Origin of the sequence: Kitasatospora phosalacinea, from assembly GCF_000717185.1 — a bacterium.
GTDB lineage: Bacteria > Actinomycetota > Actinomycetes > Streptomycetales > Streptomycetaceae > Kitasatospora > Kitasatospora phosalacinea_A.
This window is the reverse complement of the sequence record NZ_JNYE01000010.1, coordinates 26,828-53,040: the sequence shown is the minus strand read 5'-3', so window position 1 is coordinate 53,040 and position 26,213 is coordinate 26,828. Positions and strand designations below refer to the sequence as shown.

The window sequence follows — 26,213 nt, the reverse complement described above, 5'->3', positions numbered from 1 at the left end:
CGGTTGCACTGTGCCGCGATCTTCGCGTTGCGCCTACTCCGGCTTGCGGAACATCCGCGTCGCGGTGATCTCGCCGTGGACGGTCGGCCCGTCCGGGTCCTGCGCGGCCGGGAGGCCGGGGCGCAGGTGCTCCTCCACCGAGATGTACTTCAGGCCCGCCCGCAGGTCGGCGTCGTTGCGCAGCCGGATGACGAGCGGGAACTCGGCGAGCGCGGTGGTGTCGAACAGGCCGGTGGTGTAGATGAGTTGGACGCCGAGCGCGTCGGCGACGGCGCGCTGCAGCTCCAGCAGGTAGGTCGCGTTGGCGCGGCCGATCGGGTTGTCGAGGAAGAGCGTCCCGGCGTGCCGCAGCTGGGACTGGCCGCGGTCGTTGGCGCGCAGCGCGGCCATCGTGCAGTAGAGCGCGATCGCGGCGGTGAGCAGCTGGCCGCCGGAGAAGACGTCCGACATCTGGCCGACCGAGACGCGTTCGGCGCGCAGCACCGCGTCCGGCTTGAGGATCTCGACCGAGACGCCCCGGGGGCCGATCGCGGCGGCGACGCCGCGCAGCAGCAGGGACATGCCGTCGCGGCGCAGGTCGGAGTTCTTCTTGACGGCGGAGCGGGTGGCCTCGTCGATGACCTCGCCGAGGCGTTCGACCAGGACGGCGTGGTCGGGGTCGTCGAAGCGGATCCGCAGGAACTCCTGGCCCGACCACTCGCCGAGGCCCTCGGGGAGGCGGGAGAGCCGCTGGGCGGCGCGCAGGGTGCCGAGCGAGGTCTCGACCAGGCCGCGCAGCCGGTCGACGATGGAGGAGCGGTTGCGCTCCAGCTGGGCGAGTTCGTCGGTGAGGACGCGCAGCCGGGGCGCGAACGCGGCGGCCCAGGCGGCGGCGTGGTCGGGCAGCGCGGCGGCGGGCAGTTCGCGGATCTGCTGGCGGGCGGGGGTGCGGACGGCCTCGTAGCGGGCGGCGTTGGCGTGCCGGACGAGGGCGTCGGCGGCGTCCCGGACGGCGAGTTCGGCGCCGGTGAGCTCGGTGGCGGCGGTGCGCATGGCGCGCCGGGTGTCGGTGACGGCGGAGCGGGCGGCGGCGAGCGAGCCGAGGTAGGCGTCGGCGTCGGCGTCGGCCTCCTCGCCGTTGTCGCGCAGGGCGTCGCGGAGCTGCCCGGCGAGTTCCTCGAAGTCGGTGGCGGCGGCCTGCGCCTGGTCCAGCGTCCGCTGCAGGTCGTCGTGCTCGGTGCGGGCGAAGTCGACGCGTTCGCGGCGTTCGGCGAGCAGGGCGGTGGCGGTGCGCAGCAGGGCCTGGGCGTGCTCGGGGTCGGCGGGGAGCAGGTCCTCGGGGAGTTCGGTGTGCGCGTCCCCGTGGACCGGCGCGGAGCGTTCGGCGTCGCCGCGCAGGCGGCCGACCTCCTCGGAGGCGGCGCCGGAGCGGGCCTCGATGAGGGCGACGAGTTCCTCGGCGCGGGCGGCGGCGGCCTGCCGGGCGGGGCCGTCGGCGCCGTCGGGGCTGGCGAGGAGTTCCTCGGCGCGGGCCTTGACCTTGTTGCTGAGCCGGTCGAGTTCGGCGGCGGCGGCGGTCTCGTCGCTCTCGGCGCGGGCCTGTTCGGCGCGCAGGTCGGCGCCGACGCCCACCTTCTCGTAGAGCTGGGCGGCGGCCCGGTAGGCCTCGCGGAGGGCGGGCAGCGAGGCGGGGGCGAGGCCCTCCGGCTCGGCGGCGGTGCCGACAGCGGCGATCTCGGCGCGTTCGCCGCGCAGGGTGCGGGCGGTGCGGCGGGCGTCGTCGGCGGCGCGCTGGGCGGCGCGGCGGTCCTCGTCGCAGGTGCGGGCGCGTTCGGCGCACTGGGCCTGGCGGCGTTCGCACTCGGCGGCGTCGTCGGCGAGTTCGCGCAGTCGGCGGGTCCAGTTGGCGCGTTCGCGCAGCCGGAAGGCGAGTCCTTCGAGGGCGTCGGCGCGGCGGCGGGCGCGCTGGGCGGCGTCCCGGCACTCCTCGTGGCGGGCGGCGGCGGCCTGGTGCTCGGCGTCGGCGTCGGCGCGGTCGGCGCGCAGGGTGGCGAGTTCGGCGGCGGTGGTCTCGGCGTGCAGGGCGGCCGCGGCGGCGCTCTCGGCGAGTTCGGCGAGGGTGCCGGGCGGGCAGCTGGCGTGCCAGGAGGCGAGCCGGGCGGCGAGGGCGCGGTCGCCGCCGAGGCGGGCGGCGAGCTCGCGGATGTGCTCCTCGCGGGCGGTGGCGCGGGTGCGCAGTTCGCGGCGCTCGTCGTCGGCGGCGGTCTCGTTGTGCATGGCCGGGTTCGGCGGCACCAGGAAGTACGCGGGCTCGCCCTGGACGGGGGCGATCAGCGCGGCGGCGGTGCCGACGGCGACGGTGGAGCGCGGCAGCAGGGCCGCGGCGGACAGCGCCTCGCGGGCCCGCTCCAGCGAGGCGGGGTCGGTGACGACGACGCCGTCGACGAGTTCGGGGCGGGCCGCGAGGATGGCGTCGTGGTCGGCGGGGTCGACGGACTGGGCGAGGTAGCGCCAGCCGGGGAGGGCGGGGATGCCCTGTTCGCCGAGGTGCTCGACGGTGGCGAGGACGTCGGGGCCGGGCGGCAGCAGGCCGCCGTCGCCGAGGGCGGCGAGGATGCGGGAGTCGTCGGCGGCGGCGGTGCGCAGGTCGAACAGGGTGCGTTCGGCGGTGGCCACGGACTGGTCGAGCAGTTCGCGCAGGTCCTCGGCGGAGGCGTCCAGGAGGCGCGGGGTGAGGAAGCCCTCGGACTCCTCGGCGCCGTCCTGGTAGGGCGTCAGGGAGAGCAGTTCGGCGAGCCGGGGTTCGGCGGCGAGCTGGGCGGCGGTGCGCTGTTCGGCGGCGAGGGCGCGGTCGGCGGCGGCGCGGGCGTCGGCGGCGCGGGCGGCGGCGAGTTCGGCGCGGGCCTCGGCGGCGGCGCTCTCGCGGGCCAGGGCGGCGCTCTGCTCGGCGGCGGTGCGGGCCTGGTCGAGGGCTTCGGTGGCGGCCTGCTCGGCGTCGGCGGCGTGCAGGGCGGCGCGGGCCGGGTCGGGTTCGGCGCCGGAGTCGTCGATCCAGCCCGCTTCGACGGCGGCGGCGGTCTCCTGCTCGACCTCGGTGAGGCGCTGGCGCAGGTGCTCGGCCTCGGAGCGGGCCTTCTGCGCGGCGGTGGCGGCGGCGGTGGCCTCGGACTGGGCGGTGGCGCCGTCCTCCTGGAGCTCTCCGGCGCGCAGCTCCTCCTGGTCGGCGCGGGCCTCGGCGTTCGCGGCGGCGGCTTCGAGGGCGCGGGCGAGGGCTCCGGCGGCGCGGTCGCGGGCGGCGAGGGCGGGGGCGGCGTCGAGTTCGGCCTCGCGGATGGCGGCGGCGACGCGTCCGGCCCGGTCGGCGGCGGCGCGGTGCCGCAGGACGGCCTCGGCGGCCTGCCAGGCGGCGGACTGGGCGCGGGCGTCGGTGAGTTCGCGGCGCAGCCGGGCGGCTCCGGCGGTGGCCGCCTCCAGACCGAGGGTGGCGTGCCGGTAGGTGAGTTCGGAGACGATCAGGGAGTGCCGGGTGCGGTCGGTCTCGGCGGCGGTGACGGCGCCCGCGGCGGCGGCGACCTCGACGGCCAGGTCGTGGACGCGGTCGCGTTCGACGGCGGAGCGGGCGGCGAGCGACAGGGCGAGCCTGCGGGTGCGGCGCTCGGCGGCGCGGTGGCCCTCGCGGACGGTCTCGCGGGCGGCGGTGGCGTCGACGATGCGCTGCAGCAGGTCGACCGAGCCGGCGGTGAAGTCGCGTTCGGCGGTGAGTTCGGCGCGGCGGCCGAGTTTGGCGGCGAAGCCGTGGACGAGGTCGGCGAGGCCGTCGGTGTCGCGGGTGTCGGTGACGGCGCGCAGCAGCAGGTCGGTGAAGTCGGCGTCGTTGCGGACGGCGAACAGGCCGGCCGCCTCGCCCTCGTCGGCGTTCATCTCGCGCTGGTAGCGGAAGAGTTCGGGGTCGAGGCCGAGGGCGCCGAGGTGCTCGATCCAGCGGTCGTGGATCTCCTCGAAGGTGACGTCGAGGTGGGGCTGGGCCTTGGCGGCCTCGGTGAGGGCGTCGCGGAAGCCCTTCATGGTGCGGCGGCGGCCGCGGACCTTCTGGTCGCCGGTGAGGGCGGGGCGCTCGGCGACCGGCAGGCCGTCCAGGGTGAGGCCGGGGCCGGGGCGGAAGGAGTACCAGAGTTCGGCGAACTTCCGCGGGTCGGAGGAGACCTGGCGGCCGCGCCACTCGCTGACCTTGCCGACCACGATGAGTTCGCCGGTGACGGTGTGCTGCCACTCCAGGGCGACGTGGCCGCAGTCGTCGGCGAGCAGGAACTTGCGCAGCACGCCGGAGGAGGCGCCGCCCAGGGTGTTGCGGTGGCCGGGCAGCATCACCGAGAAGATCAGCTTGAGCAGCACGGACTTGCCGCCGCCGTTCTCCAGGAACAGCACGCCCGCGGGCGCGGGGCGGCGCTGCGGGCCCTCGGGCTCCTCGCCGAACAGGCCGATCTGCTGGGGCTGCGGCTCGGGGACGGGCTCGCCGACTCCGCGCAGGTCGAGCACCGTGTCGGCGTAGCGGGCGCCCGCCGGTCCGATCGAGTAGAGGCGGACCCGGTTCAGCTCGTACATGTGCGGTGGTTCTCCTGGAGCGGTTGCGGGGCGGGTCAGAGGGCGTGGAACGGCAGGCCGGCGTCGGCCACCAGGTCGTCGCTCTCGTCGGGCGGGGCCAGGGTGGGGGTGCCGTCGCTGACCGGGACGACGCCCAGGTCGAGGAGCTCGGCCATCGCGGCGCCCCCGGCCAGGTCGCGGACCTGGAGCTGGTAGCGGGCGGTGGTGCGGTAGGTGCCGCCGGAGTCGTCGGAGGTCTTCTGCAGGAAGCCGGAGTCGACCAGGAAGGACACCGCCTTGGAGACGATGCCGGTGGTGGAGCCGGACAGGCGGCGGGCGTCCTTGGTGGCGCCGGTGGCGGAGCGGCGGGCCCAGACCCGCCAGGCGGCCTCCAGGCCGGGGGCGTCGCTGGCCGGGTCGGTGTTGGTGCCCTCGGCCTCGGCGCGCTCCTCCAGGCGGCGGCAGGCCTGCCGGACGAAGGCGTCCACGCCGTTGACGGTGACCCGGCCGAGGTAGCCGTCGTCGGCGAGGTCCTCGGGGCGGGGGAAGGCGAGCGCGGCGACGGCGAGGTGCGCGAGGCCGTGCAGGAAGCGGTCGGCGGACTCGGAGGCGGCGCGCCGCGAGTAGTCGCCCATCCGGACGGCGAACACCGAGTCCTCGGCGGCGGCGACGGCCATCCCGGCCCGGGCGGAGACCTCCAGCACGACCAGGCCCATGCCGGTGGCGACGGCGTCGGCGAGCCGCCCGAACGGCGGGTCCTCCCGGTAGCGGCGCACCAGTTCGCCGTACTCGGCGTCCCGGGCGGGCAGCAGCTTGGCCTGCAGGCCGAAGGAGACCAGCCGGGCGGCCTCGGCGACGTCCGCCGGGCTGATCGGCGCGGGCGCGGCGGAGGCGGCGGCCGGTTCGCCCTCGGGCGGTGTCCACGCCTCGCTGGTGGTGGTCATCCGAGCGCTCCTTCGGTGCGAGTGGTGCGGGCGGTGCGGGCGGTGCGGGTCGTACGGACGGTGCGGGCGGTGCAGGTGGTGCGGGTCGTACGGGCGGTGCGGGCGGTACGGGTCGTACGGGCGGTGCGGGTCACGCGGCCGTCCCGGTGCCCTTGGCGTCCTTGCGGTCGGCGGCCATGCCCGCCGCGTCCAGCAGCGCGCTGCCGACGATCAGGTCGGCGCCGCCGAAGCCGGGGTCGTCCAGCCGGGTGCCGTCGTCGACGGCGAACAGCAGCCGCTCCTCGCCCTGCCGGTAGGCGGTGCCGACCGGCGGGCTGGCGGCGTGCACGGCCAGCAGGGCGACCAGGTAGGCGAGTTCGTCGCCGTCCCGGTCGTCCTCGTCGTCGAGGTCGCGGGCCCGGCGGCGGGCGTCGGCGAGCAGGCCGGAGAGGCGGCGGGGGGCGTCGGCGGGCAGGTCGAGCAGGTCGAGGGCGGCTTCGAGCTGGGCCTCGGAGAAGCGGCTGTCGTCGGGGGTGGCGACCAGGTCGGGTTCGGGGAGCTCGGCGCCGAGGTGCTCGCGCTCGACGGGCGGGGTGAGCAGCAGGTCGACCAGGTCGGCGACCCGGACGGCGACGGGGGTGCGCAGGCCGGTGGCGCGGGCGAAGAACGCGTCGGTGGGCCGGGTGGCGTCGCCGAGCGGGAGGGTGAGGACGGGGGCCAGCAGCTGGCCGTACAGGTCGATGCCGCTGCGGGCGGTGGGGGCGGCGAAGGCCTGGCGGTCCTGTTCGGCGCGGAACAGCGGGCCGGCCTCCAGCAGGCGGGTCTGCAGCTGGGTGTGGCGGCGGATGCAGTCCTTGACGATGTCGACGAGTTCGGCGGCGCGGCGCTTGTGCTCGCCGTCGACGCTCTCGTCGCGGGCCCTGCGGATGTTGGTGAGGATCGCGTTCTCGTGCCGGTAGCGGTCGGCGATGTGGTCGAGCGCCTCGTCGATCAGGTCCGGGACGGTCTCCATCCAGTCGACCGCGCGGACGTTGCGCCGGGTGGCCTCCAGGGCGCGGCGCAGCGTCTCGGCGTACTGGACGGTGCGGTAGCGGGCCTGTTCGGCGGCGAGCTGGGCGTCGGCGAGGCGGCCGCGCCGGATCAGCACCTCCAGCTTGACCTCGGCGGCGATCTGGGCGCTGGTGACGTCGGTGTCGAGGGCGCCGACCAGGACGTTGACGGCCTCGTCGGTGGTGCGCAGGTAGACCCCGCCGTCCTGGCCGGGGACCTCCTCGATCAGCTTGAAGTCGTAGTCGCGGCGGGTGTACGCGCCGTCCGGGCCGAAGGTGCCGTAGACGGCGCGGAAGCCGCGGTCCACGCTGCCGACGTTGATCAGCGACTCCAGCACCCAGCGGGCGACCCGCTCGTGCTCGGCGACGGCGCGGCCCGGGTTCTGGGCGGCGATCCGGGGGAGCAGGCGGCCCAGCACTATGTCCCGGTCGGCGCCGGTGTCGAAGTCCATGTTGAGGGTGACCAGGTCGATCGCGGCGAGGCCGACCTCGGCCATGGTGTACGAGGCGTACTCGCCGGCCAGGTTGACCTTGCGGCTGTCCAGGTCGTGCAGCGGGGCGGTGCACGCCAGCGCCTTGAGCCGGCGGGCGAGCCCCTCGTCGGCGGCCGGGCCGGGGGCGGGCCGGGTGGGCTGGTCTGCGATGGCGGTCACGGGGGACAAGATTAGGGCTTTCCCCTGACAGGTCCGAAAAGCCCCTTATGGGAGCCCTGTCCCCGCATGTTGAACGTGTTCAAATTCAGGTCTAGAGTCCTTCTCGCGACACCGCGTGCCGTCTCCCGGCACCCGCGCCATGAGGGGGGTTCCCCATGTCCGACATCGCCACCGTCCCGGCCGGTTCCACCACCGCCGGACCGGATTCCGCACCCGCCGCCGACACCGCGCTCGTCCGCCGCCGGATCCGGCGCTGGCTGCTCCTGTTCATCGTCTGCCTGGCCCTCAGCGGACTGACCGCCTTCCCCCTGCAGACCGAGACCTCCCTGCTGGCCCGCCTGGTCGACGCGACCGGCCTGGACGGCGCCCTCCCCTCCCTCGGCGCCTGGGTCGACCGCGTCCGAGAGGGCGTCGCCGACGGCTACGGCACCCACCCCTTCCTCGCCTACGGCACCGACTGGCTCGCCTTCGCCCACCTGGTCATCGCCGCCGCCTTCTGGGGACCGCTGCGCGACCCGGTCCGCAACGTCTGGGTGGTCCGCTGGGCCATGCTGGCCTGCGGCGGCGTCATCCCGCTCGCCCTGGTCTGCGGCCCGCTGCGCGGCATACCCGTGTTCTGGCAGTGCGTCGACATGTCGTTCGGCGTCGTCGGCATCGTCCCGCTGCTGATCGTCCACCGCCTGATCCGCACCCTGGAGTGGCGGCAGGCCGTCACCGCCCACCACGACTTCACCCGCGCCACGCCCTGCCCCTGACGGGCTCAGGCCTCCACGGCGTGGCCCAGCTCCTCCGCGGCGAGGCACCCGTACGCGTTCTCGTCCGCCACCGCCGCCGGGTCCACCGCCGCGAACCGGGCCAGCAGCGCGTCCGTCAGCTCCTCCGCCGCGGCCGACGACCCGTCCGGCTCCTCGCCCGCCCCGTACCGCTCGGCCTCCGCCGCGGCCGCCCCGTACCGCTCGGCCTCCGTCGCGGCCGCCCCGTACCGCTCCAGGAAGGCGAGCAGCTGCCGCGGCCCGGAGTTCAGCACCCGCGGCCCGCCCTCCTCCTCCGGCAGCACCCGCACCGCCCCGCCGTCGACCCGCACCCCGATCGCGCTCACCCCGGGGTCGACGGCGATCAGGTGGTGGCGCTCCCCCTCCACCTCCCACACCTCGTACGGCGCCCGCTGCCACTCCCCCGGGTAGGGCAGCACGTCGGCGCAGGCGGCGGTCAGGGCGTCCAGCTCGGTGTCGTCCACGCGGGCACGCCGCCCCTCCCGCCGGACAGCCCCGGGAGTCAGAACGGCGGCTCCGCGGCGTTCTCCCACCCGACGCCCTCCCGGCCCCGACCGCGCAGGGCGGCGCGGGCCCGGCGGCGGCGGTCGGTGCCGGTCGCGAGCAGACGCTCGGCGCGGTCGGCCGGGTCGGCGCGGTGGTCCGGGAGTTCGGTCATCGCGGGTCTCCGGTCGCGGTCAGTCGCAGGTCGCCGTCCCAGGACTCGCATCGGACGGTGCCGCCCGGGAAGTCGAGTTCGAGGGCGGTGCGGCCGGTGTGCGGGGCGTGCTCCTGGCGGGCGGCCAGGACGGGGTGGCCGAGGTACGGGGCGAAGGGGGTGTCGTGCGGGGCGTCGCGGACGTCGAGGCGGCCCCACTCGCCGAGGTCGACGTCGGGGTGGGGGCGGTCGTCGGCGACGATCAGGCACCAGTCGCTGCCGGTGCCGACGAAGGTGCAGCCGCCGCGGTCGTCGCGCAGCCAGACCACCACGGGGTCGGCGGCGCGCTCGCCCTCGTAGGAGTACCAGGACGCGACCACGCCGGTCAGCCGGCGGCCGACCAGCGCGGCGAGGTCGGGGCCGGGGCCGTGCGCGGGGCACGCGGGAGGGGTCGTCACCAGCGCATCCGGACGTCCTCGGCCCAGCCCAGCAGCCCGTCCACCGCGACGCGCAGGCCGTCGTCGGTGCGGATCGTGCCGCGGTAGTGGCCGAAGCACTGGTCGGTGCGGTTGGCGAGGAGCCCGGCCTCGGTGCGGGTGCGGCGGTCGTGGAAGGGGACGAAGGCGAGGTCGACCAGGTCGCTGTCGGGGGTGGTGATCCGCCAGGGGGCGAGCGGGGTGGCGGGGTCGTAGTGCCAGTCGAGCTCGCTGCCGATCTTGGTGAGGCGGCCGTCCACGCACAGCGCGTTCTCGGTGCTGCCGGTGCCGACCGTCCACTGCCCGCCGAACTGGAGGCCGACGGTGTGCCCGTCGGTGCGGCCGGAGGCGGCGCCCCAGTTCCAGCCGAGCGAGCGCGGCCAGCGGCCCCGGCCGTGGTCGAGCACGCCCCAGGAGTCGCCCCCGAAGTCGTACGTGCGGTCGCCGAGGCGGACGGTGCCGGTGGCGGGGCGGGCGGTGTGCTTGGAGGTGTACTGGAAGCGCTTGGCGTCCCAGGGGACGACCACCGACAGGGTCTCGTGGCCCTCGGGCTGCGCGACCAGCAGGTCGACCTCCAGCGGGCGCAGGTCGGCGGTCAGGGCGCGGGCGCGCAGCCGGGTGCCGCCGGGCTCGTGGCCGATCGAGATCCGGACCTGTCGGCGGCCGGGCCGCTCGGGGCCGACGGCGAGGTCACCGCCGTGCGGGCCGCCGGAGCCGGCGACGCCCTCGGGGAAGGCGGTGCGGCGGCCCGGCAGGCCGGGGGCGAGCGCGGTGCGCTCGTGGTCCTCGAGGACGCCGTGCCCGTCCCAGGCGAGGAAGTACACGGTGTCGAGGGTGAGGAAGTCCAGGTCGCTGACGGTGAGCGCGAGCAGGTGGGTGGGCGTGGTGACGCACCAGTACTCCCAGCGCTTGGTGCGCCCCCAGCCGCGCAGGTTGCCGCGGTGCAGCGGGGTGCGCGACCAGCCGACGGCGTCGCGGTTGAGCCGCCCGTCGGGTCGGCACAGCTCGACGGGGCCGGTGATCTCTCGCTCATGGGTCGCCATCCGCGCACCCTACTGCCGCGACCTGCGCAGGAGCCACGGTGGGGAGTTCGTCCACGCGTGGACGAACTCCCCACCGGTACGGACCGGAACGCACGGCGGGCCGTTCCTCCCCGCAGGGACGAACGGCCCGCCGTCGGCACGCGCGCTCGCCGCTACTTCGCGGCCGCGCCCTCGGCCGCGGCGGTCGGCACCGCGCCGTCCTTCGGACCGGCCTGGCCCGCGACGCCGCCGCCGGTGACCGCGCGGCGGACGCCCGGGATGGCGAGGGTGACCAGGGCGGCGGCGACGGCCGCACCCGCGCCGATCATGAAGGCGGTGCGGAAACCGCCCTCCGAGGGCAGGGCGTGGCCGTGGAAGTCGGTGGTCATGTGGGCCAGCACCACGCCGATGACGGCGGAGGAGCTGGAGGTGCCGATGGAGCGCATCAGGGTGTTGAGGCCGTTGGCGGCGGCGGTCTCGGAGACCGGGACGGCGCCCATGATCAGGGCGGGCATGGCCGCGTAGGCGAACGCGATGCCGCCGCTGATCAGGCAGGAGAAGACCAGCACGCCCCAGGCGTGGCCCATCAGGGGCAGCGCGGAGAGGTAGCCCGCGGTGATGACGACGGCGCCGACCAGCAGCGAGACCTTGGGGCCCTTGGCCCGGGAGAGCTTGGCGGAGATCGGCGAGAGCAGCATCATGACCACGCCCGCGGGGGCCATCCACAGGCCCGCGGCGACCATCGACTGGCCGAGGCCGTAGCCGGTGGCGGTGGGCATCTGCAGCAGCTGCGGGGAGACCAGGCTCATCGCGTACATCGCGAAGCCGATGACCACGGAGGCGAGGTTGGTCATCAGCACCTGGCGGCGGGCGCTGGTGCGCAGGTCGACCAGCGGCTGCTCGGTGCGCAGCTCCCACCAGCCCCAGACCGGGAGCACCACGACGGCGGCGGCGAGCATGCCCAGGGTGGTGCCGGAGCCCCAGCCCCAGTCGCTGCCCTTGGAGATGGTGAGGAGCAGGGCGACCAGGCCGATGGTGAGTCCGACCGTGCCGACCACGTCGAAGCGGCCGCCGGAGCGGACGGGGGACTCGGGGACGAGGAGGAACACGGCGGCGGCGACCACCGCGCCGAGCGCGGCGGAGATCCAGAACAGCGCGTGCCAGCTGGCGTTCTGGGCGATGACGGCGGACAGCGGGAGGCCGAACGCGCCGCCGATGCCGAGCGAGGAGCTCATCAGCGCCATGGAGGAGCCGAGCTTCTGCGGCGGCAGTTCGTCGCGCATGATGCTGATGCCGAGCGGGATGACGCCCGCGCCGACGCCCTGCAGGGCGCGGCCGACCACCATCGGGGCGAGCGAGTCGCTGAAGCCGCAGACCAGCGAGCCGATGACGAGCATGGTGAGGCTGGCGAGCAGGATCCGGCGCTTGCCGTACATGTCGCCGAGTCGGCCGAGCACCGGGGTGGCCACGGCACCGGCCAGCAGGGTGGCGGTGATCGCCCAGGACGCGTTGGCGGCCGAGGTGTGGAGCAGGTTCGGCAGGTCCGGGATCAGCGGGACGACCAGGGTCTGCATCAGCGAGACCACGATGCCCGCGCCGGCGAGCACTCCGACGACGGGGCCGGTGCGTGCCTGACTCATGGGGTACTTCCATCTCTCTAGCTACATATGCATGATGCATGATGCATACAATGTGTACCATACATATGGTCTACCTGCGGGATATGCTGCCGAAAAGTGACCCACGGGACCGCACGGGACGGAGGAGCATGCAGCGCCACGAGGAACTCGCCCTGATCGAACGCGAGATGATGCTGCTCGCCCGCCACCAGGTGCTGGCCACCGCCCGCACCGGCAGCGGCCCCGACGCGCTGGAGCGCAGCGCGTACACCCTGCTCAGCCGGATCGAGACCGAGGGCCCGCTGACCATCGGCCAGCTCGCCGAGGCCTTCGGGCTGGACACCTCCACCGTCAACCGGCAGACCGCCGCGATGCTGCGGGCCGGCCTGGTCGACCGCATCCCGGACCCGGACGGCGGCGTGGCCCGCAAGCTGCGGATCACCGAGGAGGGCCTGCGCCGCCTGCGCCAGGACCGCGACTGGTCGATCCAGGGCCTGGCCAGGGTGGTCAGCGACTGGACGTCCGACGACCTGGCCGAGTTCGCCGAGGTGCTGGAGCGCTTCAACCGCGACATCGAGCGGCTCCAGGGCCGCCCCTGGCCGCGCGGCTGGCCCGCCACCGCTCCCGGCCCGACCGCCCGTCAACACCCGTCGCCCGCCACTCCCCCCTGCGGGTGTTGCGCCGAGCGGGTGGACGTGCCGACGCCCCCGCGCGGACCGGCGGGTAAAACCTGTCGCCCGGGCCGCGACCACCGCCCCGACCGAAACGGTTCAGGCCCTACGATCACCCCCAGGAGCGGACCCCGGGCCCGGATCGGCCCGCGCGCGGAAGGACGGACGAGGAGAACAGTGGCCGACGCGGTGATCGATCTCAATGCGGACCTCGGCGAGGGCTTCGGACGCTGGAGCCTGACCGACGACGAGGCCCTGCTCTCCGTGGTCACCAGCGCGAACGTCGCCTGCGGCTTCCACGCGGGCGACCCGTCCACGATGCGCCGGGTCTGCTCGCTGGCCGCCGAGCGCGGGGTGCGGATCGGCGCCCAGGTCTCCTACCGCGACCTCGCCGGGTTCGGCCGCCGCGCCATGGACGTCCCGCCGGAGGAGCTCGCCGACGAGATCGCCTACCAGATCGGCGCGCTCCAGGTGTTCGCCCGCGCGGCGGGCTCCCGGGTCTCCTACGTCAAGCCGCACGGCGCGCTCTACAACCGGGTGGTGCACGACAACGAGCAGGCGGAGGCGGTGGTCTCGGGCGTGCTGCGGGCCGGTGCGGTCTGCGACGGCCCGCTGCCGCTGCTCGGCCTGCCCGGCTCCCGGCTGCTGGCGGTCGCCGAGGGCGTCGGACTGCCCGTCGTCACCGAGGCGTTCGCCGACCGCGCCTACACCTGGACCGGCACCCTCGTCCCGCGCCGCGAGCCGGACGCCGTCGTCCACGACCCCGAGGCCGTGATCGCCCGCGCCGTCGGCATCGCCCGCGACGCCACCGTCACCGCCGTCGGCGGCGAGCCCATCACCGTCCGGGCCCGCTCCCTCTGCGTCCACGGCGACACCCCGGGCGCCGCGCAACTCGCCTGGCGGGTACGGGGCGCGCTCGCCTCCGCGGGCGTCCGCGTCGAGGCCTTCACCTGAGCCTCCCGACGCCCCGTCACCTCCCCGTCGCGCCCCGCCGCCGTCCCCCGGAAAATTCCCGGAATTCCCGCTCCCCCCGCCGCCCGGAAAGGCCCCTCCCCGGCCCTCCGCCGCCCCGCCGCACCCCTGGCCCCCACCTCCCGGTGCGTGGCGGCCACCCCCCGCCGAAACCCCCCGTCGCGGGCCGCACATGCCCTCGCCACATAGCCCCTGACCTGGCGTTTTCCCGTTTTTCCCCTAGGGTTGGCGGCACTGCGGACCACCGCCGGAGGGGACACGTGATGACCGAGTACAGCGCTGCGCACATCCAGGTGCTGGAAGGACTGGAGGCCGTCCGGAAGCGGCCCGGGATGTACATCGGCTCGACCGGCGAACGCGGGCTGCACCACCTGCTGTACGAGGCGCTGGACCCGGCCGCGGATGCCGTACTGCTGGGCCTGGCGAGCCGCCTCGACGTCACCCTGACCGCCGACGGCGGCGCGCGGATCGCCCACGACGGCCGTCCCGAGGACGAGCTGCCGCAGCGCCTGACCACCTGCTGGACGCCCCCGCGTCCGCACGGCTCCCGGATCAGCGTCTCCTTCTTCGCCGTCGGCCTCTTCGTCGTCAACGCCCTCTCCGTCCGACTGACCGCGGTGGAGCACCGCGACGGCGTGACGGTCCACCACGCCTACGCCCGCGGCGAGTTGCTGACCGGGCCGACCGAGACCGGTCCGACCGACCGCACCGGCACGGTGATCACCTTCCACCCCGACCCCGAGGTCTTCGAGACGCTGTCGTTCGACCACGACACCGTCGCCGGGCGCCTGCACGAACTCGCCTTCCTCAACCGCGAACTGGACATCACCCTCACCGACGAACGCACCACCCCGCCCCGCACCGAACGCTTCCACCACCCCGCCGGACTGCGCGACTTCACCACCCACCTCGGCGGCGACCCCGCCGACACCCTCGGCCTCACCACCACCGACGAGGAGATGGGCGGCACCCTCGACGTCGCCCTCTCCTGGACCGGCCACGGCGGCGTCCGCGGCTACGCCAACAGCCGCCGCACCGGCGAGGGCACCCACCTGCAAGGCTTCCGGGACGGCCTGGCCGCGGCCCTGCACCGCCCCGACCTGCCGCCCGAACTGACCGCCGTCGTCTCGGTGAAGCTCGACGACCCCCACTACGAGGGCTGCATCCGCGACGTACTCGCCAACCACCCGGTCCACGCCCGCACCGCCACGGCCGTCCAGCGCGCAGTGGAGACCTGGATGACCCAACACCCGGAGCGGGAAGCCGAGTTGACCGGAACAGCGGGCCGGTGAACCTGCCGCCCCACCTGACGACCCTGGAGGCGATCCGGGGTCGACCCGGCCGCCGCCCTGGGCCGCCCCGACCCGCCGCCCGACCCACCACCCGGCTTGACCGCTGCTGTCGCGGTGAAGCTGAACGCACCGGAGCACGAGGGGAGTTGCCACCAACGGCTCGGCAACGGACCCGTCCGCGCCTGGACGGCCGCGGCCGTGCGGCGCGCGGTGGAACCCTGGCCGGCCGGGCACCCCGCGCCCGCCCCGGCGTGACGTCTCAGCCCAGCCGCCGCACCGTCACGCTCTCGCTGTGCGGCGCCAGCAGGGTGCTCAACTCCTCGGCGGCGGTGTCGAGTTCCGGTCCGTCACCGCCCATGGTCTCCAGGACGAACAGCACGTCGGTGGCGTGCTCGGTGACGCGGGTGCGGTGGGCGTCGCGGTGGTTCCAGTGGCGGGTGAGGACGCCCGCCGCGTCCGCGTAGACCACCTCGCCGGGCCTGGGGCGCTCGACGGTGCCGGGCTCGCCGAGCGGGGTGAACTCCTCGCCGCCGTCGGCGAAGCGGACCTCGATCGGGCCGTCGACCGCGGCCAGGTCGAACGCCCCGGCGGGCAGGGCGTGCCGGACGGAGACCGCGTTGTAGGAGTCGACGGCGGGGTTGATCCGGGGCAGCGCGCCCTGCTTGGCGAGGCGGCGGCCGAGCGCGTCCGCGCTGGGGCGGACGCGGCGCGGATTGGTGCCGAAGGCGCGGTACGCGGCGTGCCAGGCGGCGATCCGCGGGTCGTGCTCGTCGGCGGGGTGCCAGTCGCCGTCGGCGAGTTCGGCCTCCAGGCGGGCGAGCGCGGCCTCGGTGGCGGGCCACGGACCGGTGGTGCCGCGGACGCCGCGGGCGGTGAGGACGGCGATCCGGGCGGCGGGGAAGGCCGCGGCGACGGCGGGGTGGAGGTGCAGGTCGGGCACGGGAGGGGTTCCTTTCGGGCGGGGGTGTCAGGCCAGGGCCAGCAGGCCGACCGCGAGGGCGGCCGCGCCGAGGCCGGCCAGCTGGCCGCGGTGGACGCGCTCGGCGAGGACGGTGCGGGCCAGCAGCACCGTGCCGGTCGGGTAGAGCGCGGTGACCACCGCGACCACGGCCAGGTCGCCGCTGCGCGCGGCCAGCAGGAACAGCACCCCGGCCAGCGAGTCGAGCGCCCCGGCGGTGGCCGCCAGGCCGTACGCGGGGCGCTCGGGGCCGAGTCGGCGGCGCCACAGGAGGACGGCGGTCAGGGTCAGTGCGGAGGTGACGGCCCGGCCGACGATCAGCGGGGCGACGCCGCTGCCGGACGGCGCCTGGTGCAGGCAGACCAGTTGGACGGCGATCGCGGTGCCCGCGCCGAGCGCCAGCAGTAGCGCGCGACGACTCGCCCGCGCCCGACCACCGCCGCCACCGCCGTCGCCACCACCGTTACCGCCGTCGCCGCCGTCGTCCTGCCCGCCGCCCGGCCCCGCGCTCACCAGTACCACCGCGAACAGCGCCAGCGGCAGCCCGAGCAGCCCGGCCGCCCCCAGCCGCTCGCCCTGCAGCAGGCCGACGGCGACCGGCAGCATCGCCGAGACCAGCGCCGTCACCGGCGAGAGCACGTTCATCGGGCCGATCGCCAGCGTCCGGTACAGCAGCGCGAACGCCGCGGCCGAGGCCGCCCCGGAGGCCGCGCCCCAGCCGACCGCCCCGGGCTCGAAGCGGGCGCCGAGCAGCGGCCAGAGCAGCAGTTCGACGGCCAGGCTGGCGGGCGCGGCGACCAGCACGGTGCGCAGCACGTGCGCGCGGCGGGCGCCGAGGCCGCCGAGGAAGTCGGCGCAGCCGTAGGCGAGGGAACTGCCGAGGGCGAGCAGCAGGGCGATCATGGCACTTCCCGGGAGGTGAGGCGGAACCACTCGAACGGTACAACAGAGTGAACGAACCAGGCCAACAGAATGATCGCCGCTCGCATTCCCGCCCCGGAAACCGCTTGCCGCCCGCTCCCCGCGGTGTTCTGCTCGCCCGATGACCGCCTTCCGCCTGCGCACCGACCGCCTCGCGCTGCGCCGCTTCTCCCCCGCCGACCTGCCCGCCGTCACCGCCCTGTGCGGCGACCCGGAGGTGATGCGGTACATCGACGACGGCCGCCCCGTCCCGCCCGACCGGGTCGCGGACGAGGTGCTGCCCGGCCTGCTGCGCGAGTACGCGGAGCTGCCGGACGGGCTGGGCTGCTGGGCGCTGGAGGCGGAGGGCCGCTTCCTGGGGTGGGCGGCGCTGCGCCCGCCGTCCTCGGTCGGCCTGGCGGGCCCGGAGCTGGCGGCCGGGAGCCTGGAGCTGGGCTACCGCCTGCTGCCCGCCGCCCGGGGCCGCGGGTACGCCACCGGGGCGGCGGCCGCGCTGGTCGGCGCCGCGTTCGCGGAGCTGCGGGCCGAGCGGGTGGTGGCCACCACGATGACGGTGAACGCGGCCTCCCGCCGCGTCCTGGAACGGGTCGGCCTGCGCCGCGTCCGGACGTTCTTCCTCGACTGGCCGGACCCGATCCCGGGCAGCGAGCACGGCGACGTGGTCCATGCGCTGACCCGCGCCGAGTGGGCGACCGCCGCACCCTGACGCCCGTCGGTGCGGATGGTCCGGTTCGTCAGGCATTGCACCTTTGCGATCTTCAGTACATCCGGACCCCCTATCATCTGCCCGCACCGGACAGCGCCCGGCCGCCGGACCACCCCACGAGCGAACAGGAAACCGCCATGCTGAACCCCCGAGAGATATCCGCGGCGGGTGTCCGGTGATCGACTGGTTCCACGCGGCCGTGCTCGGCCTGGTGCAGGGCCTGACCGAGTTCCTGCCGGTCTCCTCCAGCGCCCACCTGCGGGTGTTCTCGGCCCTGGTCGGCTGGGACGACCCGGGCGCGGCGTTCACGGCGGTGACGCAGCTGGGCACCGAGTCCGCGGTGCTGCTCTACTTCCGCAAGGACATCGGCGCGATCGTCAAGGCCTGGACGCTGTCGCTGTTCCGCGCCGAGTGGCGGCGCGACCAGAACGCCAGGCTCGGCTGGTACGTGATCGCCGGCACGCTGCCGATCGGCATCCTCGGCAAGCTGTTCCAGGACACCATCGAGACCACCCTGCGCGACCTGCGCCTGATCGGCACCACGCTGATCGTGTTCGGCGTCGTCCTGGCGGTCGCCGACCGCTCCCGCGCCGTCCGCAACGCCCGGCCGATCAGCTCGCTGAGCTTCAAGCACGCGCTGGTCTACGGCGGCGCCCAGTCGCTGGCACTGATCCCGGGCGTCTCCCGCTCCGGCGGCACGATCAGTGCGGGCCTGTTCCTCGGCTACAGCCGGGAGGCGGCCGCCCGCTACTCCTTCCTGCTCGCCATCCCCGCCGTGCTGGCCTCCGGCGGCCTGGAGCTGCTCAAGATCGGCGACGGCCCGGCGCCCGACTGGGGGCCGACCGTCCTGGCCACCCTGATCGCCTTCGCGGTCGGCTACGCGGCGATCGCCTGGTTCCTGAAGTACATCTCGCACAACAGCTTCACGCCGTTCGTGGTCTACCGGATCCTGCTCGGCATCACCATCATCGTGCTGGTCAGCGCCGGCACCCTCGACCCGAACGCGGGCGCCGCGCACTGACCCGCACGGCCCCGCACCGCCCCGGACCACCCCCGAACCACCCCCGCGCCGCCCCACGGGACGGGGCGGTCCGGGGCGACACACCGGGTGGCCGAAGATCGTTGCCGCTCGATCTGACGTGCGATTAAATCCCTTGGCATGACGCTCACTTGGAAACTGGTCGTGGACAGCCGGGACTCCGCCGCACTCGCCGAGTTCTGGGCCGCCGCCCTCGAGTACGAGGTCGAGGACCCGACCGCACTGATCGACGACCTGCTCGCCGCCGGTCGGCTCCCCGCCGCCGCGATCCACGAACGCGGGGGCCGCAAGCTGTTCCGCGGCTACTCGGCCGTCCGCCACCCCGAGGACCCGTACGACCCGGCGAGCGGCATCGGCAAGGGCCGCCGGATCCTCTTCCAGGACGTCCCCGAGGCCAAGCAGGGCAAGAACCGGCTGCACATCGACGTCCACTCCGGCGGCGAACTCGACGCCGTGGTCGCCCGGTTGGAGAAGCTCGGCGCCACCCGGGTCGAGGAGCAGAACCAGGGCCCGATCGGCCACTGGTGGGTGATGCGCGACCCCGAGGGCAACGAGTTCTGCGTCGCCTGACCCGAGCACCGGGCGGCGGGCGGCGCACACCGGGCACCGCGCGGCGGCGGTCCCTCAGCGGACGTCCGGGCCCGCCGCCAGCCGGTCGCCCAGCTCCGTGCGGTGGTAGAGCACCCGGCGGCCCACCCTGGTCCGGCCGACCAGGCCGCTGTCGCGCAGGATCGCCAGGTGCCCGCCGACCGTGCCCACCGACTGGGCCAGCAGCAGGGCGAGTTCGCTGGTGGTGGCGGGGGTCTCCAGGTTCCGCAGGATCTGCGCCCGCCCGCTGCCGAGCAGCCGGGCCAGCGCCCGGCCGTCCCCCGCCCGGCTGCCGCCGCTGCCGTCCTCCCCCGTCCCGCGCGCCGGGTACACCATCGCGAACGGGCGGCCCGGCGCCTCGCACAGCCAGGAGCTGCGCTGCGCCGTGACCGGGACGAACAGCATCCCGTCCGGCCCGACCCGCCGGTCCGGCCCGGGGCGGTCGCTGAACCGGATCGCGTCCGCGCCGACCCACCCGCTGCTCCGGTTCATCAGGTGCAGGGCCCGCGGCCAGCCGTGCGCGGCCAGCAGCCCGGCCCGGTGGGTGACGTCGCGCTGCAGGGCCGCCCGCCGGGCGGGCCAGTCCGCGGCCAGGTGCGCGTCCCAGACCTCGCGGAACAGCGCGGCGGCGCGGGCGCCGTGACCGCGACCGGTGAGCCGGTCCAGCCGCTGGCCCGCCCAGGCGTGCGCCTGCGAGGTGCGCAGCCCCGCCTCCGCCACCTCGTCCGGCACCCGCGCCACCGCGGCGAGTTCGGACTCCAGCGTGGTGCCCATGCCGCCGCCCGGCGGCAGCGTCAGGTGGTCCGGCAGGTACTTGGTCGCCGCGACCAGCTCCACCAGCCCCCGCGCGTACCCGTCCGCCGCCAGCCGGGCCAGGAACGCCGGACGGTGTCGCTCCCACCAGGCCGCGGCCCACGGCTCGGTGTGCGGACGGGCCAGTTGGACGACCGCCGCCAGCGTCTCCGCGAACGGCGACAGCGCGAACCGCGAGCGCGACAGCGCCGACGAGTCCAGCCGCAGCACGACCACCGCGCCCCCTCCCCTCCCCGGCCGCCTTTCGGCGGACCCCGAAACGATAGAGGCCGCGGCGCGCGGGCTCCCACACTCTGCGGGTGCTTCCACCACTCCTTCACCACTCCGCTTTCCGCCGCTTCCTCCTGGGCCGGGCGGTCTCCCAGCTGGGCGGCGCGATGGCCCCGGTCGCGCTGGCCTTCGCCGTCCTGGACGCCTCCGCCGGACGGGCCGCCGACCTGGGTGCCGTCCTCGCCGTCCGGACGGTGCCGCTGCTGGGCCTGGTGCTGCTCGGCGGCGCGGTCGCCGACCGGCTGCCCCGGCGCACCGTCCTGGTGGCCACCCACCTCGGCGCGGGCCTCAGCCAGGGCGCGGCCGCCGTCCTGCTGCTCACCGGCCACTACGCGCTCGGGGCGTTCGCCGCCCTGGAGTTCTGCAACGGCGCGCTCACGGCCTTCACCTCGCCCGCGCTGCGCGGCGTCCTGCCCGAACTCGTCCCGCCCGGGCAGCTCCGGCCCGCGAACGCCCTGCTGGGCCTCACCGCCAACGCCGGGAAACTGCTCGGCCCGCCCCTGGCCGGACTGCTGGTCGCCGGAGCCGGGCCCGGCTGGGCGGTCGCCCTCGACGCGGCGAGCTACCTGCCCGCCGCGCACCTGCTCGCCCGCCTCCCGGCCCGCCGTCCCGCACCCGCCGCACCCACCGCACCCGCCGCACCCACCACGCCCACCGCACCCACCACGCCCGCCGCGCCCACCACGCCCACCACACCCACCACGCCCGCCGCACCCGCCGCACCCACCACGCCCACCACGCCCGCCGCACCCACCACGCCCGCCGCGCCCACCGCGCCCACCGCGCTCCGGCGCGAACTGCGCGAGGGCTGGACGGTCCTCCGCCACACCCGCTGGATCTGGTGGACCACCTGGTCCTGCTGCGCCACCAACCTGCTGCTGGTCGGCCCCTGGCAGGTCCTGGGCCCGGCGCTGGCCGGGCCGGCGCTGTGGGGCGCCCTGCTCGCCGCCCGCGGCGCCGGGCTGCTGCTCGCGGACGCCGCCGCCTACCGCCTGGCGCCCCGCCGCCTGCTCGCCACCGGCCAGCTCGCCGGGCTGCTGCTCCCGCTGCCGCTGCTCGCCCTCGGCCGGCCCGCCCCCGTCCCCTGGCTGCTGGCCGCGGCGTTCGCCTCCGGCCTGGGCCTGGCGCTGTCCGCCACCGCCTGGGACACCTCGCTCCAGGAGCACCTGCCGAACGAGGTCCTGTCCCGGGTCTCGGCCGACGCCGACGTCCTCGCCTACCTGGCGATCCCGCTCGGCCAGCTCGCCTGCGGCCCGCTCACCGCCCGCTTCGGCGCCCCCGCCGTGGCCACCGCCGCCGCGAGGGCCCAGGCCGCCCTCGTCCTGCTCCCGCTGCTCTCCCCCGCCGTCCGCCGCCTCCCGCACGCCGCGGCCCCGGCCTGAGCGCGGTCAGGAGCACCGGAGCAGCAGCCCGTGCCGGTGGCGGGCGGTGCGGGTGAGGTGGCGCAGCAGGGCCGCGTGGTGGGCGGCGAGGTGTTCGAAGGCGGACGGGCCCCGGGCCCGGAGCCCGGTGGGGTGGCCCTCGGCGGGGGCGAGCCCGTCGGCCAGCGCGTCGAAGGGGCGGTCCGCGAGCTGCCGCACCGCGTCCGCGACCAGGCCCGGCCAGCGGGAGGGGCGGGCCGCAGCCCCGGTCCTCGTCCCCGGGCAGGGGCTCGCCGCCGTGGACCACCACGGTCGGCAGGCCGTGCCGGGCGAGCAGGCGGGCCAGGCCCGCCCAGGCCTTGCCGGTGTCGTGGAAGCGCAGTTCGGCCGGGTCGCGCAGGCGCTCCTCCGCGGCCTGCTCGGTCCTGAACTCACGCGCCCGGCCGGGCTCTTCGCGGACCCGGACGATCTCGGCGGGGCCCGCCGCAGGTAGCTGCCGATGACGCTCACGGGCGGGGATCCCGGCAGCCCCCGCCGACGGCTCAGGCGGAGGGCGACTTCCGGCGGCGCAGCACCAGGGCGACCAGCGTGCCGAGGACGGCGACGCCCGCGACGCTGCCGAGCACGACCGCGGTGGTGCCGGCGCCGTCCGCGTCGTCCTTCGGGGCCACGGCCGCCACGGACGGCACGGCGGACGGGCTCGTCGGCGCACTCGCGGACGCCGGTGCGGAAGCCGGAGCGGAGGAAGAGGCGGAGGAAGAGGGGGACGCGTCGGCCGCCGGGAGCGGGGTCGCGCCGGGGGCGGCCGGGCGCAGGGCGAGCGTGGGGGCGGGGTGCTCCGGCTTGCTGCCGTTCTGCGGGAGCTCGATCCAGCGGTCGGTGTGGCCGTCGGAGTAGTCGACCAGGGTCTTGAAGACCAGCGAGTCGGTGTCGGGCAGCTGCCGGACCTCGACCGTCCACTCGGCGGCCGCGCCGGGCGCGAGGGCCGGCCCGGCCACCGCGTAGCCGTCGGCGGTGGGCGTGAGCGCCCAGCCGTCGGGGGCCGCGACCAGGGTGACGTCGCCGGGGGCGAGCCCGCCGGGCAGCACGACCTTGACGTCGGCGATGCCCGCCGTGGAGGACTCGCCCTCGGCGGAGAAGGCGACCCGGGCGTCGACCGCGAGGGCCTGCGCGGTCGGGGAGTCGACCTCGACGTGCGCGGCCGCGACCCCGGCGGCGCCGAGCACCAGGCCCAGCGCGAGGGCGGCGGGCACCAGGGACCGGCGGGGCGCTCGTGATCGCTGCATGACCGGCAAGCCTACCGGTCGCGCGCCGTCAGGCGGCCGCGGACGGCGGCGTGCACCTCGGCCTCCTCGGCCGGGTCGGCGGCGAGCCGGCGCAGGCGTTCGAGGACGCGGACGTCGCCGGTGGTGGTGACGTGGGTGGCGGCGAGCTCGCGGGTGGACTCCTCGCAGTCCCACAGGCACTCGACGGCCGGTCCGGCCCCGAAGTTGGGGTCGGTGACGGCGAGCGCCTGGGCGGCGCGGCCGCGCAGCTCGGAGGAGGCGGCCTCGCCGTAGACGTGCCGCAGGGCGGGGACGGCGGCGGTGGCGTGCAGGCGGCCGACGCCGTCGACCAGGCTGCCGAGGGCGGCGCCGGTGACGCCGTTCAGCGAGATCCACTGGTGCAGTCCGGCGACGACCAGCGGGGCGTCGCCGGGTTCGCCCGCGTCGGCGAGGAGGCGGACGGCGGCCTGGGCGAGGGCGCTGTCCGCGCCGCCGGTCGCCGGGTCGGCCCAGCGGCGGGCGTGCGCGAGCGCCTCGGGACCTCGCATCCGGCCGAGCAGCTCCAGCGAGGCGCGGACCACCCGGTGGTCCAGGTCCGCGGCGGCGGTCTCGATCAGGGCGGCGGCGGCCGGGTCGCGCTGCTCGACGAGGTGCCGGAGCGCGGCGCAGCGGGCGCCGGCCGGTCCGTGCGCGGCGGCGTCGTGCAGCAGCGGCGCGTCCTCGGGGCGGACGACGGCGGTGAGGCAGCGGGCGGCCGCGGCGGCGCGGCGGGCGAGGGCGTCGGGGGCGGCGCTGTCGCCCTGGTCGGCCCAGGCGAGCACGTCGGCGGTGGACCAGCCGGGGGTGACGCCGGGGCGGTTCAGCTGCCGTTGCCACAGGTCGAACGGTGACTGCTCGCTGGCGGCGGCGACCCGCGGGTGGTGCGCGGCCCAGAGCCGCCAGACCCGCGGCTCGTACGCGGCGCGGATGGTCTCGCGCAGGTCGGCCTCGCCCTCCGGGTCGGCCGGGAAGCGGCCGAGGACGGCGGGGGCGAGGGCGAGCAGGGCCTCGTCGGTGTCGCGCAGGGCGAGCTCGTCGAGGGCCCAGGCCCAGTTGGTTCCGGTGGTGGTGTAGGCGCGCAGCAGGTCGAGGGCGTCGCGGCGGCCGTAGCCGGCGAGGTGGCCCAGGACGGCGAGGGCGAGGCCGGTGCGGGCCTCGTCGGTGTCGAGGCTGTCCTCGGGCGAGTGCAGGTGGAGCTCGATGCCGGTGAGGGGGGCTTCGAGCTCCATGTAGAGGCGGGCGTAGTACAGGGAGCGGTTCTCGACCTGCCAGTCGGCGCGTGGGTCGTTGGTGACGCAGGTCTCGACGGCGGCGATCGCCTCGTCGCGGTCGGCGGCCAACGCATGCAGCTGCCCGTCTCCGCGACCTCTCTGGAGGAGGCCGAGGAGGCTGGCGCTGGGCGCTATCACTGGCTCGAACATGAGGTCAGCATCCGTTGCGGCGGTCGTCGTGGCAACGGGATTTCCGTCGCCGGGGTCGGTTGGCACAGCTCAGGCGCCCGGGCGCCGGAATCACCGAAGGTTACCGCCTGGGTGGCCGATCTGCACACAGGGCAACGGATTCCCGCAGCTGAACCGTACCGAACCGGGTCCGTCCGTACCGGATCGGCCCCTTCCGCAATGGGACGTTCGTTCGGGCGCGAATCGGATCGGCCCGCGGCGCGGAAAGCACCGCGGGCCGACGGGGCGTCAGACCGTCCGGGGCCGTCCGGGGCCGTCCGGGGCCGTCAGACCGTCCGGGGGCCGCGCGGTGCGGGGAGGGCCGCGTGGATCTGCTCCCGGAGCTCGGCGACCGCGGGCAGACCCTGGTAGCGGGTGGAGAGGCGGTACATCTCGCGCAGCCGGTCCCAGGTGCGCTTGGAGGAGGTGTGGTTGATCGAGGCGAGGGCGAGCTTGGCCTGCACCTGGGCCTCGTCGGGTTCGCCGGAGATCCAGTGGATGGAGGCCAGGTTGATCCGGTCGAGCAGCGCGGAGCGCTCCCGGCCGGTGGCCTGGCGCAGCCGGATCGCGGTCTGGGCGTGCCGGAGGGCGAGCGGGACGGCGCCGGGGTCGTGCTCGGCGAGGGTGCGGTAGACCAGGGCCTGCATGCCGTGCAGTTCGGCCTCGTTGAACAGCTGCATCCAGCTGGGGGCGGGTTCGGCGGTGTCCTGGACGAAGAGCTCCTCGGCCTCGCCGAGCACCCGGCGGGTGGCCTCGGAGCGGCCGAGCGAGGCCTGCGCCCAGGCTTCGACGGTGTGCAGCATGGCCCGGGTGCGCGGCTGGGTGCCGTCCTCGGGCCCGGCGCTGGCGTGGGCGAGCTGCATGAGTTCGAGGGCGTCGTCGGCCCGGCCGAGGTGGAGCATCTGGCGGGCGGCGCGGGAGATCGCCTCCCCGGCCCGGGGGCGGTCGTCGGCCTCCCGGGCGGCCTGCGCGGCGATCACGAAGTAGCGCTGGGCGGTGGGTTCGAGGCCGACGTCGTGGGACATCCAGCCGGCCAGCACGGCGAGGTTGGCGGCGACCGTCCACAGCCGGCGCTCCAGCGCGGGCGGGTGGCCGTGGGTGAGCAGGCCGCCGACCTCGTTGAGCTGGCCGACCACGGCCTTGCGCTGGAGCCCGCCGCCGCGCGAGGCGTCCCAGGCCCGGAACACCTCGACGGCGCGTTCGAGGGCGGCGACCTCCTCGTTGCCGACCGGTCCGGGTTCGTAGACGTCCAGGACGGGGCGGGGCCCGCCCTGGGCGGGGAGCTGGCGGGGGCCGGGGCGGGCGGCCGCCTCGGCGACGGCACCGCCGGTCAGCCAGTCGTGCAGGTTGTCGGCGATGACCGCGCCCGCCGCGAGGGCGGCGGAGGCGCCGACCAGTCCGCGTCTGTTCAGCATGAGGTCCATTCCCGTGAACTCGGTGAGGACCGCGGCCGTCCGATCCGGTGCCCAGGGCTCCTTCGGCGGTGCTGCGCTGCTGCCGGACCTGGTGGGCCGGTGTCGTTCGAGACCTAGGTCCTCGGTGGTGACGACACGGCCGAGCCGCTCCGTGAACACGGCGGCCAGCACCCTCGGCACCGGGTCGCGCGGGATCTCGCCCTGCTCGATCCAGCGCCGGACCCGGGAGGTGTCGGTGGACAGCTGCTGCTCGCCCAGCGCGGCACCCCGCCGGTTGACCAGCCGGGCCAGCTCGCCCTTGGACCATCCGGTCAGGGCGAAGTGGTCGGCCAGTCTGGTGTTCGGCCCCTTGCTCAACTGAAGCCCCCAGGATCCTCGGCTGGTCCCCGACCCTAGTGGCTCTGTCACATGCCAGGCGACCATTCGCCATGGTTCGCCAGGGTGCGCTACGTGGTGTGCCAGTGCCGTTCGGGTGTCAGGTAGGTATGCGCCACCCCGGCTTCGCACCGGAACGGCCCCCGACCGGCTCGGACTCCACTCCGACGGTACGTCAGGCGGCCGTCCGGGAGCAGCGTTCCGGGGGGTGGCGCGACCGGGTGGCGCGGGGGCGCCGGGCAGGGCGCGGTGGTCGTCGGAGCGGTCGCACTCCCCAGGGTGCGGGCGGTTCCGGCGCTCCACCGGCCGTGCCCGGCGCCCCCGCCCCGCCCGGCGGCCCGACCCCGGACGGATCCGGGCCCGCGCGTCTCCCAGCA

General features: G+C 76.0%; 23 protein-coding genes and 2 pseudogenes. 8 read left to right on the top strand and 17 right to left on the bottom strand.

The genetic code is table 11. The features are described from left to right. Positions 1 to 33 precede the first annotated feature (33 nt). From OO57_RS06290 to OO57_RS06280, 4 genes are read right to left on the bottom strand one after another with little or no spacing between them, the layout of a single operon-like run. Complete coding sequence (locus OO57_RS06290) at positions 34 to 4,581, bottom strand: hypothetical protein (protein ID WP_033251278.1); 4,548 nt, start codon at positions 4,579 to 4,581, stop codon at positions 34 to 36. A 35-nt stretch (positions 4,582 to 4,616) separates the two neighbouring features. Then, entirely contained in the window at positions 4,617 to 5,504 is an 888-nt protein-coding gene (locus tag OO57_RS06285; RefSeq protein WP_033251277.1) for a hypothetical protein, read from the bottom strand. Further along, positions 5,501 to 5,638, bottom strand: a complete 138-nt coding sequence (locus OO57_RS43600) for a hypothetical protein (protein WP_158715031.1) — start codon at positions 5,636 to 5,638, stop codon at positions 5,501 to 5,503. Before OO57_RS43600 ends, OO57_RS06285 begins: the two co-directional genes overlap by 4 nt. Then, complete coding sequence (locus OO57_RS06280; RefSeq protein WP_033251276.1) at positions 5,635 to 7,185, bottom strand: membrane protein; 1,551 nt, start codon at positions 7,183 to 7,185, stop codon at positions 5,635 to 5,637. The genes OO57_RS43600 and OO57_RS06280 overlap by 4 nt, the downstream gene beginning before the upstream one ends. A 155-nt stretch (positions 7,186 to 7,340) precedes the next feature. On the opposite strand from OO57_RS06280, the gene OO57_RS06275 reads away from it, so the two are divergent. After that, the gene (locus OO57_RS06275) at positions 7,341 to 7,940 is read left to right on the top strand and encodes a hypothetical protein (protein WP_033251275.1); all 600 of its coding nucleotides are present in this window, start codon (positions 7,341 to 7,343) and stop codon (positions 7,938 to 7,940) included. A gap of 5 nt (positions 7,941 to 7,945) precedes the next feature. On the opposite strand, the gene OO57_RS06270 is transcribed toward OO57_RS06275, so the two are convergent. The 5 genes from OO57_RS06270 to OO57_RS06255 all read right to left on the bottom strand — a co-directional run bounded on the left by OO57_RS06270 (position 7,946) and on the right by OO57_RS06255 (position 11,733). Beyond that, entirely contained in the window at positions 7,946 to 8,422 is a 477-nt protein-coding gene (locus OO57_RS06270; RefSeq protein ID WP_033251274.1) for an SUKH-4 family immunity protein, read from the bottom strand. A 38-nt stretch (positions 8,423 to 8,460) separates the two neighbouring features. Further along, the gene (locus OO57_RS43595; RefSeq protein WP_158715030.1) at positions 8,461 to 8,616 is read right to left on the bottom strand and encodes a hypothetical protein; all 156 of its coding nucleotides are present in this window, start codon (positions 8,614 to 8,616) and stop codon (positions 8,461 to 8,463) included. Next, entirely contained in the window at positions 8,613 to 9,053 is a 441-nt protein-coding gene (locus tag OO57_RS06265; RefSeq protein WP_033251273.1) for a hypothetical protein, read from the bottom strand. The genes OO57_RS43595 and OO57_RS06265 overlap by 4 nt, the downstream gene beginning before the upstream one ends. Beyond that, positions 9,050 to 10,114, bottom strand: a complete 1,065-nt coding sequence (locus OO57_RS06260; protein WP_033251272.1) for a DUF2804 domain-containing protein — start codon at positions 10,112 to 10,114, stop codon at positions 9,050 to 9,052. Before OO57_RS06260 ends, OO57_RS06265 begins: the two co-directional genes overlap by 4 nt. Before the next feature lie 152 nt (positions 10,115 to 10,266). After that, a complete protein-coding gene (locus tag OO57_RS06255; protein WP_081973489.1) occupies positions 10,267 to 11,733 on the bottom strand; it encodes an MFS transporter in 1,467 nt (488 codons plus the stop codon). A gap of 38 nt (positions 11,734 to 11,771) precedes the next feature. Between OO57_RS06255 and OO57_RS47160 the strand changes: the two are divergent. The 3 genes and pseudogenes from OO57_RS47160 to OO57_RS06245 form a co-directional block, all read left to right on the top strand. Further along, a pseudogene (locus OO57_RS47160) lies at positions 11,772 to 12,116 on the top strand (MarR family transcriptional regulator); the annotation flags it as partial. Between the two features lie 456 nt (positions 12,117 to 12,572). Further along, positions 12,573 to 13,337 (top strand): LamB/YcsF family protein, encoded by a 765-nt coding sequence (locus tag OO57_RS45185; protein ID WP_033251318.1) that lies wholly within the window; start codon positions 12,573 to 12,575, stop codon positions 13,335 to 13,337. A gap of 281 nt (positions 13,338 to 13,618) precedes the next feature. Next, the gene (locus OO57_RS06245) at positions 13,619 to 14,647 is read left to right on the top strand and encodes a hypothetical protein (protein WP_033251271.1); all 1,029 of its coding nucleotides are present in this window, start codon (positions 13,619 to 13,621) and stop codon (positions 14,645 to 14,647) included. A 259-nt stretch (positions 14,648 to 14,906) separates the two neighbouring features. Here the strand turns inward: OO57_RS06245 and OO57_RS06240 are convergent, their stop codons facing one another. Both OO57_RS06240 and OO57_RS06235 read right to left on the bottom strand, forming a co-directional pair. Next, complete coding sequence (locus tag OO57_RS06240; protein WP_033251270.1) at positions 14,907 to 15,587, bottom strand: B3/4 domain-containing protein; 681 nt, start codon at positions 15,585 to 15,587, stop codon at positions 14,907 to 14,909. A gap of 27 nt (positions 15,588 to 15,614) precedes the next feature. Then, entirely contained in the window at positions 15,615 to 16,508 is an 894-nt protein-coding gene (locus OO57_RS06235) for an EamA family transporter (protein ID WP_033251269.1), read from the bottom strand. A 139-nt stretch (positions 16,509 to 16,647) separates the two neighbouring features. On the opposite strand from OO57_RS06235, the gene OO57_RS06230 reads away from it, so the two are divergent. The 3 genes from OO57_RS06230 (at position 16,648) to OO57_RS06220 (ending at position 18,841) form a co-directional block, all read left to right on the top strand. After that, positions 16,648 to 17,232: a GNAT family N-acetyltransferase gene (locus OO57_RS06230; RefSeq protein WP_033251268.1), complete on the top strand. Its 585-nt coding sequence runs from the start codon at positions 16,648 to 16,650 to the stop codon at positions 17,230 to 17,232. Positions 17,233 to 17,410: 178 nt separating this feature from the next. After that, positions 17,411 to 18,253 carry an undecaprenyl-diphosphate phosphatase gene (locus OO57_RS06225; protein ID WP_033251317.1) on the top strand — a complete coding sequence of 281 codons (843 nt, stop codon included), beginning with the start codon at positions 17,411 to 17,413 and terminating at the stop codon, positions 18,251 to 18,253. Positions 18,254 to 18,391: 138 nt separating this feature from the next. Continuing rightward, entirely contained in the window at positions 18,392 to 18,841 is a 450-nt protein-coding gene (locus tag OO57_RS06220; protein WP_033251267.1) for a VOC family protein, read from the top strand. 54 nt (positions 18,842 to 18,895) lie between these two features. Here the strand turns inward: OO57_RS06220 and OO57_RS06215 are convergent, their stop codons facing one another. Then, a complete protein-coding gene (locus OO57_RS06215; protein WP_033251266.1) occupies positions 18,896 to 19,888 on the bottom strand; it encodes an ArsR/SmtB family transcription factor in 993 nt (330 codons plus the stop codon). An 83-nt stretch (positions 19,889 to 19,971) separates the two neighbouring features. On the opposite strand from OO57_RS06215, the gene OO57_RS44585 reads away from it, so the two are divergent. Further along, positions 19,972 to 21,324: an MFS transporter gene (locus tag OO57_RS44585; RefSeq protein WP_033251265.1), complete on the top strand. Its 1,353-nt coding sequence runs from the start codon at positions 19,972 to 19,974 to the stop codon at positions 21,322 to 21,324. Positions 21,325 to 21,330: 6 nt separating this feature from the next. On the opposite strand, the gene OO57_RS44580 is transcribed toward OO57_RS44585, so the two are convergent. From OO57_RS44580 to OO57_RS06185, 5 genes and pseudogenes are all read right to left on the bottom strand, one after another. Continuing rightward, positions 21,331 to 21,522, bottom strand: a complete 192-nt coding sequence (locus OO57_RS44580) for a hypothetical protein (protein WP_033251264.1) — start codon at positions 21,520 to 21,522, stop codon at positions 21,331 to 21,333. Between the two features lie 46 nt (positions 21,523 to 21,568). Then, positions 21,569 to 21,772, bottom strand: a pseudogene (locus OO57_RS47340) (DUF1877 family protein); the annotation flags it as partial. A gap of 73 nt (positions 21,773 to 21,845) precedes the next feature. Next, positions 21,846 to 22,589: a DUF1775 domain-containing protein gene (locus OO57_RS06195; RefSeq protein ID WP_033251316.1), complete on the bottom strand. Its 744-nt coding sequence runs from the start codon at positions 22,587 to 22,589 to the stop codon at positions 21,846 to 21,848. A gap of 11 nt (positions 22,590 to 22,600) precedes the next feature. Beyond that, on the bottom strand, positions 22,601 to 24,028 hold the full coding sequence (locus OO57_RS06190) for a hypothetical protein (protein ID WP_033251262.1): 1,428 nt from the start codon (positions 24,026 to 24,028) through the stop codon (positions 22,601 to 22,603). A 305-nt stretch (positions 24,029 to 24,333) separates the two neighbouring features. After that, on the bottom strand, positions 24,334 to 25,818 hold the full coding sequence (locus OO57_RS06185; protein ID WP_033251261.1) for a hypothetical protein: 1,485 nt from the start codon (positions 25,816 to 25,818) through the stop codon (positions 24,334 to 24,336). Positions 25,819 to 26,213: the final 395 nt, after the last annotated feature.